Consider the following 13,147-nt stretch of genomic DNA (forward strand, 5'->3'; position numbering starts at 1 on the left):
GCTCGGGGGAAGGGGACGAAGACATGGGAAAAGAAGTCCTCGCGCGGCCGCGCAGGGCACACCGCGCGCTTGAAAGGGTGGGGGTGGATGAAGGGCCTGCCCGCCTGGCCGCCGGGTGGACCCACCGGGGCGCGGACGGGCTCGAGGCCCGCGAGGTGGAGAAGAGGCGCCGCTCAGCCCCGCGCGGGGGGGCCCTGGGCCGGGCAGTTCGCCGTCCGGGGACGGTCCGCCAGCGGGGTGAGCCGGTACGGCAGCGCGCGGGCCCTCAGGCCCTGGACCCGCGCCAGCATCCGCGCGTCATGGCGCGCCAGCAGGGCCCGCAGGGTGTCCGGCCGGGGCGTGAAGGGCGTGGGGGGAGGTCGGTGGCTGACGCCCCCGGGGTCCACCTGATCGCGCGAGGCCGGCCGCGGCGCCCCCACGTGGGACCCGTGCAGCAGCCCCGCTTCGTCCCATTCCGGCTTCGGACTGGCCGGCGTGCGCGCGGCCTCGTCGCGCCGGGCCCCCGGCACCGCCGCGCGGCTCCCGGGGAGGGCCCCCTGCGGAAGGCCTCCCAGGCCCACGAGCCAGGCCAGCACCGCCGCGCACACCACGGCCGCCAGGGCGAACCCGGTCTCGCGAGAGGCTTCACGCTGGGTGTGGGCGGAGGGCGGCGGCATGGGTGGGGGGCTAAACGTGTCGCACGGGATGCGACAGTCCGCCGGCGACAAAAAAGCGCGACGGCGGAACGGCTTTATACGCACCGGGGTTCTGACGCACCCCGGAAATTCGCGCCCTTGGCGTTGAAACCCGCACTTCGTGACGCGCCGGGATGATTTCAGTGGCGCTCCACATTGACGTTGCCACCCCGGCGGGAGTATCCCCTTCCAGCAAGCGAAAATGCGAACCATTCTCAACTTCGACGACGGATTGGGTGCTGCCCCAGCGCTGCCGCAAGCTGTGACCGCGCGTGCGGATGTGGTGCGCGTTCCGGCGGGGCTCTTCCAGTCCGCGACCGCTCCGGCGGATGCGGGGTGGGGCCGGTGGAGTGGGGCGCTGCTGACGGCGACCGTCGCGCATCTGGTGGCGGTGGCGGTGGGGTTGCTGGTGTCCACCCGGCCGCCTCCCGAGGTCAAGAAGCCGGAGCCGGAGCTGGTGCTGATGGCGTACGCACCGCCTCCGCCGCCCCTGGGCGGTGGGATGCGGAAGCAGGCGGCCGTGGAGCCCGTGAAGCCGGTGGTGCAGAAGCCGCGCCCGAAGCGGCAGGAGCTGGTGGTCCCCGCGAAGGTGCCGGAGCCGGTGAAGGAGACGCCGGTGGAGCAGGTGGAGGAGACCCCGCCCGCGACGGAGGTGGCCTCGGTCGCGCCGCAGGCGCCCGCGGGCCCGGGCGTGCCGGACGGCGCGGTGGGTGGCGTCGTCGGGGGCGTGGTGGGCGGAATCGTGGGTGGCAAGGCCGGCGGGCAGGGGACGGCTCCGCCCATCTACACGCCGCGCGAGGTGATGAAGCTGCCGGTGCTGCTGTCCGGCAAGCCGGAGTATCCGCGCCGCGCCCGGGAGGATGGCATCACCGGCGTGGTGATGGTGATGGTCGTCATCGGGACGGACGGGGCGGTGGAGCCGGGCTCGCCGCGCATCCACCGCTCGGTGCCGGGGCTGGACGAGGCCGCGCTCGAGTCCGTGGCGAGCTGGCGCTTCTCGCCCGCCCTGGGGCACGACGGCGCGCCGGTCCGCGTGAAGGTCGTGATCCCCGTGAAGTTCGCCCTCAGGTAGTTCCTTCGCAGGCCCCCTGTAGAAGCCTTCATGAATCCCAAGCTCCGCTCGGTTCTCTTCTGGATCCACCTGGTGTCCGGCCTCATCGTCGGGCTCGTGGTGGGGGTGATGTCGTTCACGGGCGCGGCGATCGCGTTCGAGTCGCAGATTGTCGACTGGGCGGACCGTGACGCCCGCCACGCGGCGCCTCCCGCGCCGGGGACGCCCCGCCTGACGCTGGAGGAGCTGATCGCGAAGGTGAAGGAGGCGAAGCCCGCCGTGCCTCCCTCCGGCGTGACGGTGTCCTCGGAGCCGGACAGCATGGTGACGGTGGCCCTGGGCCGCGGCGCCGCGGTCTACGTCCACCCCTTCACTGGTGAAGTCCGTGAGCAGGGCGCGCAGGGCTGGCGCGCGTTCTTCCACACGATGGAGGAGCTGCACCGCTGGCTCGCGGCGTCCGGCGACAACCGCGCGGTGGGCAAGGGCGTCACCGGCGTGGCGAACCTGGCCTTCCTGTTCCTGGGCATCACGGGCCTGTTCCTGTGGTGGCCGCGCAAGTGGAACCTGCGCGCGATGCGGCCCACCCTGTGGTTCCGCCGGGGCTTGAAGGGCAAGGCGCGCGACTTCAACTGGCACAACGTCATCGGCTTCTGGTCACTGCCGGTGCTGGTGGTGCTGACGGCGTCCGGCGCGGTCATCTCCTACCGCTGGGCGTCGAACCTGGTCTTCACGCTCACCGGCAACGAGCCGCCCGCCGCGCAGGGGCCCATGGCCGCCGCGCCCGTGGCCGTGCCCACGCCCGCGCCGGGGACGAAGCCCCAGGCGCTGGATGCGCAGTTCGACGCGGTGATGAAGCAGTCCAACGCCTGGGAGGCCATCACCCTGCGCCTGGCCGCGCCTCCGGGAGCCGGTGGCCCCCAGGGTGGCCAGCGCGGCGAAGGCGCTCCGCGCGGCGAAGGGCGCGGCGGCCCCAAGGGCCCGCAGGCCAGCACCTTCACGGTCCGCGAGCAGGAGCGCTGGCCGCTGTTCGCCTCCAACACGGTGTCGGTGGATCCGTTCACCACCCAGACCCTGAAGACGGAGACCTACGCGGACTTCAACAGCGGCCGCAAGGCGCGCACCTGGCTGCGCTTCCTCCACACCGGCGAGGCCTTCGGCTGGTTCGGCCAGCTCATCGCCGCGCTCGCGTCCTTCGGCGCCGTGTTCCTCGTCTACACGGGCTACGCGCTGTCCTGGCGCCGGTTCGTCCCGCGCCGCAAGACGCAGCCCGCGGCCCCCGCCGCGCCGGCCGTCCCTCCCGCGGAATCCGAGACGCACGCCGCCTGACGTCCCGGCTTCGAGCAAACCCATCCATCCCAGGGGCCCGGACCGCGCGAGAGCGGCTCCGGGCCTCGCTGTCTTCACCCCGAGGCATGTGGCATTCGCCGCGCTGATGCCAGGCAGTGCTGGAACGCCCATCCCCGCGCGTGAATCAGACTGTCATCAGGAAGAAATTTCTTGTAACGACAATCAGGGTCCTGCATATGAGAATCATTCTCATTTAGGCAGCGCTTCCTTTCCCGAGGGGATTCGTGTCCACAGCAAAGCCCGGTCGTCCTGGTATCCGCTCCTCCACTGGCAACCCCGGAGGCGTGCGCGGCGCGCTCTGGCCCTGGGGCCCCGCGGCCGTGGGCCTCGCCTCGGCGCTGGCGGCGGGCAGCGCGATGGCGCAGGAGACGCCGGTGACCGGTGAGACCGCGGCGCCGGTGCAGGAGTCCCGCCCGGCGGAGAGCACTCCGGTGGGCCAGGAGGCCCCGTCCCCCGAGCGCACGCCCGAGTCCGCGGCCCCCGCGCAGGGTGCGGCGACGACGGCCGAGGCCATCCAGGACGACGCCTACGTCCTGCCGGAGGTGTCCGTCGAGGGTGAGACGCAGAAGTACAACGTCACGGAGCCCAGCCTGGCCCGCGTGCCGCGGCCGCTGGTGGACACGCCGCAGACCATCACGGTGGTCCCCGAGCGCGTGATGGAGGAGCAGCAGGCCACGACCCTGCGCGATGCCCTGCGCAACGTGTCCGGCATCACGGTGACGGCGGGCGAGGGTGGCCGCCAGGGTGACTCCTTCTCGCTGCGCGGCTTCTCCGCCCAGACGGACACGCTGCGCGACGGCGTGCGCGACCTGGGCTGGTTCACCCGCGACACGTTCAACCTGGAGGGCGTGGAGGTCTACTTCGGCCCGTCGTCGGTGCTGTTCGGCCGCGGCTCCACGGGCGGCGCCATCAACCTGGTGACGAAGAAGGCGCGCAAGGGCTCCTTCACGGACCTGCGCCTGTCGGGCGGCACGTCGCCCACCGGCCGCATCGAGGCGGACGTCAACCAGGAGGTCTCCGACACCTTCCAGTTCCGCGTGAGCGCCGTGGGGCAGCTGGCCGGGGTCGCGGGCCGCGACGTCGTGAAGGAGAACCGGGTCGGCGTCGCGCCGTCCGCGCGCCTGCAGCTGGCGGAGAAGGTCGCCCTGGAAGTGGACTACTTCTACCAGCACGAGGACAGCGTCCCGGACTACGGCCAGCCGTACTTCAACGGCTACCCCGTGGCCGTCACGCTGGACGTGCCGCGTGAGAACTTCTACGGCGTGAAGGACAGCGACACGGAGCTGGTCAACGTCCACATCGGCTCGGCGCGCCTGCTGGCGGACCTGGGCGGCACGTTCCGCCTGACGAACACGCTGCGCTACGGCGGCGTGGACCGCTTCGCCCGGCCCACCGCGCCGCGCGGCCTGACGCCGGTCGCGGCGCCCACCACCATCGGCCGCCAGCGCTTCGAGACGAGCGCGGAGAACACCTACTTCGCGGACCAGCTGGACGTGCGCGGCGTGTTCACCACGGGCTTCCTCAAGCACAACACCAACGTGGGCCTGGACGTGTCCCGCGAGCAGCGTGAGCTGGGCCGCGTCAACCTCACCGTGGACGGCGGCAACCTGCCGGCGGACCTGTTCGATCCGGACAACAGCCCGGACCTGTCCGGCGTGGCGCGCGTCCCGGGCGCCACCAACTACAGCCGCCAGTGGAACCTGGGCGCGTACGCGTCGGATCAGATCCAGATCGGCAAGTACGTGGAGGTCCTGGGCACCCTGCGCCTGGACAACCTGCACAGCGACTACGAGACCAAGGCCGCCAACGGCGACATCGCCGCCTTCGAGCAGGAGAACACCCTGTTCAACTACCGCGTGGGCCTGGTGCTCCACCCGGCGGAGAACGCCAGCATCTACGGCATGTACGGCACGTCCCAGAACCCGAGCGCGGAGCTCTCCGTGCTGGCCAACGACACCGTCACGCTGGACCCGGAGAAGAACGAGACCTTCGAGATCGGCGCCAAGTCCGACCTCATCGCGGAGCGCCTGAGCGTCAACGCCGCCGTCTTCCGCACCCACAAGAAGAACGCGCGCGTGCCGAACTCGGATCCGGACGGCCCGCCCACGGTGCTGGAGGGCAAGCAGCGCGTGCAGGGCTACGCGCTGGGCATCGCCGGTTCGCCGGTGCGCCGCTGGAACGTGTTTGCCAACTACACGTTCCTGGACGCGAGCATCCGGGAGCACACCAATGACTTCCTGGAGGGCCAGCGCCTGGTGAACACGCCCAAGCGCAGCTTCTCGCTGTGGACCACGTACGCCATCCTGGACAACCTGTCCGTGGGCGGCGGCGCCACCTACCAGGACGTGGCCACGGTGAACAACCCGGCCAACGCGACGGTGGTGCTCAGCAAGGTGCCCAACTACTGGCGCTTCGACGCGTTCGCGGCCTACAGCATCAAGAAGGTGGACCTGCAGCTCAACGTCTACAACCTGACCGACAAGCTCTACTACGACTCGTACTACGGCGGTCAGGCCGTGCCGGCGGAGGGCGTTTCGGCGCTGCTGTCCGCGCACGTGCGGTTCTAGTCGCGCGACATTCCCGCCGGGCGTAGAGGACGTTCATCATGATGGTGCACATCCCGCAGGTCCTCACGCCCGAGCAGGTGGCCCGCTGCCGCGCCGTCTTCGACAAGGCGGCGTGGGAGGACGGCCGGACCACCGCCGGCCGGCAGTCCATGCAGGTGAAGAAGAACCTCCAGCTGCCCGAAGGCAGCCCCGCCGCCCGGGAGCTGGGGGACCTGGTGCTGGCCGGCCTGGAGAAGAGCCCGCTGTTCATCTCCGCCGTGCTGCCCCAGCGCGTCTTCCCGCCGCTGTTCAACCGCTACGAGCCGGGCATGGACTTCGGCTCGCACGTGGACAACGCCATCCGGCCCATCCTGGGCACGAACCAGCGCATCCGCACGGACGTGTCCGCCACGCTCTTCTTGAGCGACCCGGACAGCTACGACGGCGGGGAGCTGGTGGTGGAGGACACCTATGGCAACCACTCGGCGAAGCTGCCCGCGGGGGACCTCATCGTCTACCCGTCCACCAGCCTGCACCACGTCACGCCGGTGACGCGCGGCGTGCGGCTGGCGTCGTTCTTCTGGGTGCAGAGCATGATCCGCGACGCGGGGAAGCGCTCGCTGCTCTTCGACATGGACACGTCCATCATGCAGCTGACGCGTGAGGTGCCCAAGAGCCCCGCGCTGGTGATGCTCACGGGCGTGTACCACAACCTCCTGCGCCAGTGGGCGGAGCCCTGAGCGGGCTCCGGGCCCGGAAGGCCGCTACTCCGGGCTGACGTGCAGGGTGAGCACGGGGCACGCGGCGCGGCCCACCACCTTCTGCGCCACGCTGCCCAGCAGCATGCGGGTGAGCCCCTTGCGCTGGTGCGTGCCCATCACGATGAGGTCGTACTTCCCGCGCTCGGCCTCCTCCAGCACCACGTTGCCCGCCTCGCCAATCACCACGCGGTGGGACAGCGCCACGGGCGCGGTGCCGTCCACGGAGCGCAGGAGCGACTCCAGCTCCTTGCCCGCGGTGTCGCGCGCCATGGACTCCAGCGAGGTGGCGTCCCAGCCGGGCGAGGCCACCAGCAGGTCCGGCGCCACGTACTGCGGCGGCTCCCAGGCGTGCAGCACGTCCACCGTCGCGCCGAAGGGCCGGGCGAGCTGCAGCGCGTAGTCCACGACGGACCGGGAACCGTCCTTCAGGTCCACCGGCACGAGGATGCGTGAGGGGCCAGCCATGGGTGTCCTCCTATGGGTCCGGTGAACAGTTAATCCCCACGCGCCGTGAGGGCAAGCAGGCGTTCAGGGTGTACCGAGCAACGGGGCGGGCGCGCAGGGCAATCCGCGCGTGGACACCTTCCTGTCCGAGGTCCTGGCCCCCTATGCGCCCTCCCATCGACAACGGTACCGTGCTCATCATCGGCGCTTCCGGCGGCATCGGCCGCGAGCTTGCCCGGCTGCTCTCCCCCCGGGTCAGGACCCTGGTGCTCGTCGCGCGCGACGTGGACGACCTGGGGAGCCTGCGGGAGGAGCTGCTGGCCCGCAACCCGACGCTGGGCGTGATGATCCGCGCCTGCCGGCTGGATGATCCGCGCGCCGTGGACGCGCTCTTCGAGCACCTGGAGCGCCACTACGTCCGCGTGGACGTGCTCATCAACAACGCGGACTACGCCTTCAGCGGGCTGTACGCCGAGGAGCGCTGGAAGCGCATCGAGGAGCTGGTGCATGCGAACGTGCTGGCCCCGGCCATGATCACCCACCGCCTGCTGGGCCCCATGCTGGAGCGCGGGCGGGGCGGCATCCTCACGGTGGGCTCGGGCGCGGCGCGCCTCTTCCTGCCGGGCGCGGTGACGTTCGCCGCCACGCAGCGCTTCCTCGACGGCTTCAGTGAGTCCCTGCGCCTGGAGCTGAAGGACGCGGGCATCCCCGTCACCTTCGTGGCCCCCGGCCCGCTGGCGCTGGAGCCGCACCTGGAGGGGGAGGTGACGCCCTTCTTCGAGCTGTCCCTGCGCCAGTGCGCCCGCGAGGCCCTGGCGGGCTTCGAGCGGGGCGAGGCGCTGGTGTACCCCGGCCTGGGACACCGCTGGGTGATGCGGCTGTTGCGCTTCCTGCCGCGCTCCTTCAAGCGGGGCCTGGGACGGCTGGCGCTGGGCGGCTTCAAGCGGACGCTGCTCTTGAAGCCCTCCGCGCCCGGAGCGGATGCGCCCCCCAGGCCGGTGCTGCTGGCCGGAGGGGAGCCCTCGTCCGTGACGTAGGCGGCCGGGTGACTACAGGCCGATTTCCGCCAGGCGCGCCTTCACGCGCGTGGCCTTCACGCCGGTGTTGGCCGTGCCGCGGCCCTGCGAGTTGCCGCCGACGCCGATGTGGTGCAGCGCCACCACCTGGTTCGTGGACGTGGAGATGACGGGCGAGCCGGACGAGCCGCCCAGCGTGTCCGCGTCGTAGGAGATGTCCGTGGTGCTGTAGCTGCCGTTGAGCACCTTGCCCGGCGAGGACTTCTTCGTCGGCGTGCAGGACGGCGTCGTGTAGTAGTCGCAGTTCTGGTTCACGACGTACACGGTGGAACTCGTCGCCGCGTTGGTGCTGGAGACGGTGAGGAAGCCGTACACCTGGCCGGGCAGCTGGCCGTTGACGGCCGAGCAGCGCAGCGCCGTCATGTCGTCACTGCTCCACGTCTTGATGAACGTGGCGCACGGGTACCAGACGCGCGAGGCGGACGCGACGCCGTCCTCGTAGTTGAACGACACGCGCGCGCCCACCGCCTCCGAGCTGCTGCCCACGCAGTGGTTGTTGGTGATGACCACGTCGTTGGAGACGAGCCACGCCGTGCAGCGGCTGCCCACCGCCGGGATGGAGAGGTAGCCCACCGCCAGGGACTTCGTGCGCTGCGTGCCCGACAGGGACGTGGCGCTCACCCAGTTCAGCGTGCCGACGATGACGTTGGACTCCTGCGACGCCAGCGCGTCGTGGGGCTGGGGCTGGGGCTCCGCGTCCGGCACGTCCATGGGCTCCACGGAACCACACGCCGTCAGGCCCATCACCAGCATCGCACCCAAGAGCTTCTTCGCGGCCATCTCTAGTCTCCCCCCGCGCGGCATTGCGCGGCGCTGGGGGCCAAGGCACGCCGCGTGCCAGCGCGCGCTCCAGAGGGGGCCCGCCGTCACGCCACCGCACGGGTGGTGCGTGGATGCTCCGTGCAACCCGGTTGCGTTTGTAAAGAAACGTCACGTTCCCCGGCGAATCCCCAGCCATCCCGGGCGCTTGCGTGATTTTCCGGGAGTGCCGCTTTTGCGGACATGCGGGGAGCACCCCTGTCCCGGGTGGAGACAGGGGCGGGGAGGGCGGAATTCTTCAGCCGATGATCATGTCCTCGCGCTCGAGGGTGCCTTCCTCGAAGCGGCGGAGGTTGAAGCGGGTGAAGAGCTCGTCGGAGTTCCCGGAGGTCATCCACTGGGCCATCCGCTCCGCGACGGCGGGGGCCATCATGAAGCCGTGGCCCACGAAGCCGGACATCTGGAGCAGGTTGTCCAGGCCGGGGGTGCGTCCCAGGATGGGGTTGTTGTCCGGGGTGACGTCGTAGAGGCCGCCCCACTGGCGCAGGACCTTCACCTGGCCCACGTGCGGCAGCTGCTCCGTGAGGGCCTGGGCGAAGCGCGCCACGAAGCGCAGCGTGCTGCCCATGTTGGGGCCGGCGGGCTCCTTCGGGTCACCCATGCCGCCCACGATTTCGCCGCGCATGGACTGGCTGAAGTACAGGCCCGTGTCGAGCACCGACACCAGCGGCGACAGGAAGGGCTTGAGCGGTTCGGTGCTGAGGATCTCGTGCCGGTGCGGCTCGTTGGGCAGCTTCACGTCCGCGAGCTTCGCCACGGCCGGGCTCCACGCGCCGGAGGCCAGCACGACGGTGTCGCAGGCGATGTCGCCCCGGTCCGTCTTAACCTTGCGCACCTGGCCGTTGCTCGTCTCGAAGCCGGTGACGTTCGTGTACGTCTCCACCTTCACGCCGCGCTTCACGCTGCCCTGCGCGTAGCCCCACAGGAAGGCCCAGGGGAAGATGACGCCGTCCTCCGGGTTGTAGGCCGCCGTCACGCAGTCCTTCATCGTGAGGCCCGGGACCACCTGGCGCGCCTCGTCCGCGGTGATGATGCGCGTGGGCACGCCATACTTGTTGTGCAGGGTGGCGTTGCGATCCAGCCGGTAGGCCGTGTCCTTGCGCTTGGCCAGGAACAGGTAGCCGCCCTGGCGCAGCCAGACGTTCACGCCCAGGTCGCGCGCGAAGCCCTTCATCAGGTCGATGGAGCGCTTGGCCAGCTGGATCAGCGCCGGGGTGCCCCACTGCATGCGCACGCCGCCGCCGTTGCGGCCGGACGCGCCCGCGCACAGGTAGCCGCGCTCCAGCACGACGACGTCCGTCTCCCCGCGCAGGGCCAGGTTGTACGCCAGCGACAGGCCCATGATGCCGCCGCCGATGATGACCACCTTGGCCTTCGCGGGCACCGGCCCTTCCGGGCGCAGCGCGGACGGGAAGTGCTCCAGCTCCTGGGGCACGCCGCCCACGGGCGGGACGGCTTCGTCCACGGGGGCGCTGGCCAGCACGCGCAGCTCCGTGGGGTAGAGCGGCGGGCGCGGCGTGAAGGGCACCACGCCCTCCGGCTTGAGCTGCGGGGCCTTCTGCTTGAGCAGCGCGGCCACCGCGGCGTGGCAGCTCTTGCCCTGGCAGATGCCGGTGCCAAAGCCCGTGTAGCGCTTGACCGACTCCACGTCGTGGTAGCCGCGCTCGATGGCGTGCTCCACGTCCGTGACGGTGACGTCCTCGCAGGTGCAGACGAGCGCCTTGCTCATGACAGCCCTCCCATCAGCGCCTGCGCGGCCCGCTCGCCCATGGCCGCCGCTTCCTTCGCCGTGCCTGCCTTCGCCACGTCGCCCGCGACGAACACGTCCGCCGCCTGCGTGCGCCCGTCCGCGTCCGCCTCCACCTTGAAGTGGCCCGCGTCCGCGTCGAACTCCACCTTCGCGCCGCCCTGGCGCGCCAGCTCGAAGCCTGGCGACACCGGCACGGACACCACCACCGCGTCGCACGACACCTTCTGCTTGCGGCCGCCCTGGGGCGTGAAGCTCAGCCCCGTCACGCCGCGCAGGCCGTGGGCCTTGAGCCCGTCACCGACGACGGCCTTCGGGTGCGCGTTGGCGGGCAGCGGGCCCTTCAGGTCCACCACCGCCGCCACCTCCACGCCGCGCTGGGTGAACAGGTGCGCCAGCGCGTGCAGCTCCGCGCCATGGCCCACCAGCGCCGCGACCTGGGGCGCCACGTCGTGCTTGCGCAGCAGCAGGCTGGCCGCGCGCCCCGCGATGACGCCGGGCAGGTCGTTGTTCTCGAAGGGGAGGGTGGGGGGATGGCCGCCCACCGACAGCAGGAAGCGCTTCGCGTAGACTTTGAGCAGCCGCAGGTTGCCCGCCTCCTGCGCGGCGACGGCCAGGTAGCGGCCGTGCTCGTCGTCATACAGGCCGATGACGGTGGCGTTCCGCACCACGCTGCCCTGCGGGAACGCGGTGGCCTCCGGCACGAAGGGCGCGTTGTCCTCCGGGGCGCCGTGGGCCAGCCGTCCGCCCAGGTTCGCGTCGCGCTCGAAGAGCAGGAAGGGCACGCCCTTGCCGGACAGCACCCGCGCCGCCGCCAGGCCCGCCGCGCCGCCGCCCACCACCGCGACGGAGGTGTGGAAGGTGCGCGGGGGCAGGGGCTCCGGGCCCGCCTCCTTGGGCAAGAGGCCCAGGCCGGCCAGCTGCCGGGCCACGCGCGCCATGACGTCCTCGGCCACCGGCACGCCCGCGAACATCTCGTGGTGGTCCAGGCGCTTGGGGAAGAACCAGTCGATGGTCTCGAAGATGTCCACCTTCGCGGACGGGTACGCGTTCTGCCGCTCCAGCCGCATGCCCTCCTTCGCGGGGGTGCGGCAGGTGTAGACGTTGGGCAGCCCGTCCACGCGCATGAGGCAGTGCGAGCAGGCCGCGGCGAAGCAGTACGGCCCGCGCGGGCGGTGGTACTTCACGGAGCGGGAGAGGACGTTCTCGCCCGCGGCGATGAGGGAGCACGCCACCGGCTCACCTTCGATGGCGGGGATGCTCTCGCCCTCGAGGTCCACGGTGATGGCCCTGCCGCGCGGGGTTGCGTCTGGGAGGCGTCGCATGGGTGCCGCGCAAAATGGCGCACCGGACGGAGCGGGTCAAAGCCTGTCAACGGCCGCCCGCCCTCCGCCAACACCCGCTGCCGACAGCCCAGGTGATGGCGCGCGAGCCTGGGGCTTGTTGGGGAAGGAAGAAGCCCCACTCCCGGTGCGCTTGGGAGCGGGGCTTCATGATGCGGTGTGGCAATCCCTGGCGGCCGTGAGGCCGGGTGCGTCAAACCGGGTTCTCGCTCCGGGGGAAGATGGGCTCCGGCATGCCCCGGCCGCCGCGGTAGCCGAACCGGGTGCGGATGACCGCGCCGAAGGCCAGCGGGATGAGGAGGAACAGGTTGAGCAGCACGCCCAGCACCGGGATGTGGCTGACCAGCAGGATGAGGCCCAGGCCCAGCGCGAGCACCACCGCCTGCGTCTTGCGCCCACGCATCACCGGCAACCGCGTGCCCACCTCGCTGGCGATGGCCGCGTAGCTCAGCGCCGTGCCCAGCATGGAGGCGACCAGGAGGGCGAACGCCACCGGGATGCCGATGATGGTGATGCACAGGACGAAGGCGAGCGGCATGAGGGCCAGCGCGCCCACGATGCCCACCAGGATGTTGCGGCGCGGGTTGGCGCGGATCTCATCCCCCAGCTCCTTCATGCGCGCCGGGAAGAACATCTGCCCCAGGAAGCCCAGGCCGAAGAGGAGCGCGAACTGGAGGATGAAGGACGCCAGGCCTCCGCCACGGTCGTGGTCGTCATCGTCGTCGGAGGCGTCCGCTGACGCGTCGTGGTTCTGGCCCTCCTGCATGCCGCGCTTGATCTCCCCGGCCACCATGCGGCCCAGGCCCGCGCCGCCGAAGGACTCCAGGCTGCCCTCGACGATGGCGCCGTCGGCCTTCTGCACCTGGCCGCCGAAGGCCGACACGTCGCCCTCCACCTGCGCGTTGGGCCCCAGGATGACGTTGCCGCCGAAGGCGTGCGCGTCTCCCTCCACGTGGCCCTGGATCTCCAGGTTGCCGCCGAAGGCGACCGCGTCGTCCTCCACGGTGCCCTTCACGATGAGGTTGCCGCCGTAGACGACGGCGCTCTCCACGGACTCGCCTTCCTTCACCTCCAGGTTCTGTCCGCGCGCCACCACGTCGCGAGCGCCGCGCTTGCCCTTCTTGTGCTTGAAGCTGTCGCGGAAGCTGCGGATCTCCTCGCGGATGCGCTCCTTGGTGGCCTCGGCCTCTTCCTTCGCGGCCTGCTTGGCCTCTTCACGGGCGCGCCTCGCCTCTTCACGGGCCTCCTCGCGAGCCCGGTCCGCCTCTTCACGGGCCAGGGCGCGCTCCTCGGGCGTCGCGTTCGCGTCCATGACGGGCGGCGCGGGAGGGGCCGGGGG

Annotated in this window: 11 protein-coding genes; 5 read left to right on the forward strand and 6 right to left on the reverse strand. The window is 71.2% G+C overall.

What is annotated here, in order from left to right:
* Positions 1 to 173 precede the first annotated feature (173 nt).
* Positions 174 to 656 carry a hypothetical protein gene (locus D7X96_RS36740; protein WP_147442963.1) on the reverse strand — a complete coding sequence of 161 codons (483 nt, stop codon included), beginning with the start codon at positions 654 to 656 and terminating at the stop codon, positions 174 to 176.
* A gap of 220 nt (positions 657 to 876) precedes the next feature.
* On the opposite strand from D7X96_RS36740, the gene D7X96_RS36745 reads away from it, so the two are divergent.
* The 4 genes from D7X96_RS36745 (at position 877) to D7X96_RS36760 (ending at position 6,358) form a co-directional block, all read left to right on the forward strand.
* A complete protein-coding gene (locus D7X96_RS36745; RefSeq protein WP_120552521.1) occupies positions 877 to 1,746 on the forward strand; it encodes a TonB family protein in 870 nt (289 codons plus the stop codon).
* A 30-nt stretch (positions 1,747 to 1,776) separates the two neighbouring features.
* Positions 1,777 to 3,051: a PepSY-associated TM helix domain-containing protein gene (locus tag D7X96_RS36750; RefSeq protein WP_121724479.1), complete on the forward strand. Its 1,275-nt coding sequence runs from the start codon at positions 1,777 to 1,779 to the stop codon at positions 3,049 to 3,051.
* A 305-nt stretch (positions 3,052 to 3,356) separates the two neighbouring features.
* Positions 3,357 to 5,639 (forward strand): TonB-dependent receptor, encoded by a 2,283-nt coding sequence (locus tag D7X96_RS36755; RefSeq protein ID WP_244219850.1) that lies wholly within the window; start codon positions 3,357 to 3,359, stop codon positions 5,637 to 5,639.
* Between the two features lie 38 nt (positions 5,640 to 5,677).
* Positions 5,678 to 6,358, forward strand: a complete 681-nt coding sequence (locus D7X96_RS36760; protein WP_121724478.1) for a Fe2+-dependent dioxygenase — start codon at positions 5,678 to 5,680, stop codon at positions 6,356 to 6,358.
* Between the two features lie 24 nt (positions 6,359 to 6,382).
* On the opposite strand, the gene D7X96_RS36765 is transcribed toward D7X96_RS36760, so the two are convergent.
* A complete protein-coding gene (locus tag D7X96_RS36765; RefSeq protein ID WP_121771829.1) occupies positions 6,383 to 6,844 on the reverse strand; it encodes a universal stress protein in 462 nt (153 codons plus the stop codon).
* A 143-nt stretch (positions 6,845 to 6,987) separates the two neighbouring features.
* Between D7X96_RS36765 and D7X96_RS36770 the strand changes: the two genes are divergently transcribed.
* Positions 6,988 to 7,860: an SDR family NAD(P)-dependent oxidoreductase gene (locus D7X96_RS36770; protein WP_120552526.1), complete on the forward strand. Its 873-nt coding sequence runs from the start codon at positions 6,988 to 6,990 to the stop codon at positions 7,858 to 7,860.
* A gap of 12 nt (positions 7,861 to 7,872) precedes the next feature.
* Here the strand turns inward: D7X96_RS36770 and D7X96_RS36775 are convergent, their stop codons facing one another.
* The 4 genes from D7X96_RS36775 to D7X96_RS36790 form a co-directional block, all read right to left on the reverse strand.
* On the reverse strand, positions 7,873 to 8,679 hold the full coding sequence (locus D7X96_RS36775; RefSeq protein WP_120552527.1) for a trypsin-like serine peptidase: 807 nt from the start codon (positions 8,677 to 8,679) through the stop codon (positions 7,873 to 7,875).
* 277 nt (positions 8,680 to 8,956) lie between these two features.
* Positions 8,957 to 10,447 (reverse strand): FAD-dependent oxidoreductase, encoded by a 1,491-nt coding sequence (locus tag D7X96_RS36780; protein WP_120552528.1) that lies wholly within the window; start codon positions 10,445 to 10,447, stop codon positions 8,957 to 8,959.
* Positions 10,444 to 11,790, reverse strand: coding sequence for a 2Fe-2S iron-sulfur cluster-binding protein (locus tag D7X96_RS36785; protein WP_121771830.1), 1,347 nt, complete (start codon positions 11,788 to 11,790; stop codon positions 10,444 to 10,446). The genes D7X96_RS36780 and D7X96_RS36785 overlap by 4 nt, the downstream gene beginning before the upstream one ends.
* A 211-nt stretch (positions 11,791 to 12,001) precedes the next feature.
* Positions 12,002 to 13,147, reverse strand: a 1,146-nt coding sequence (locus D7X96_RS36790; protein ID WP_121771831.1) for a polymer-forming cytoskeletal protein, incomplete at its 5' end; no start/stop codon positions are given.

The sequence above is a fragment of the Corallococcus interemptor genome, assembly GCF_003668875.1.
Lineage (GTDB): Bacteria > Myxococcota > Myxococcia > Myxococcales > Myxococcaceae > Corallococcus > Corallococcus interemptor.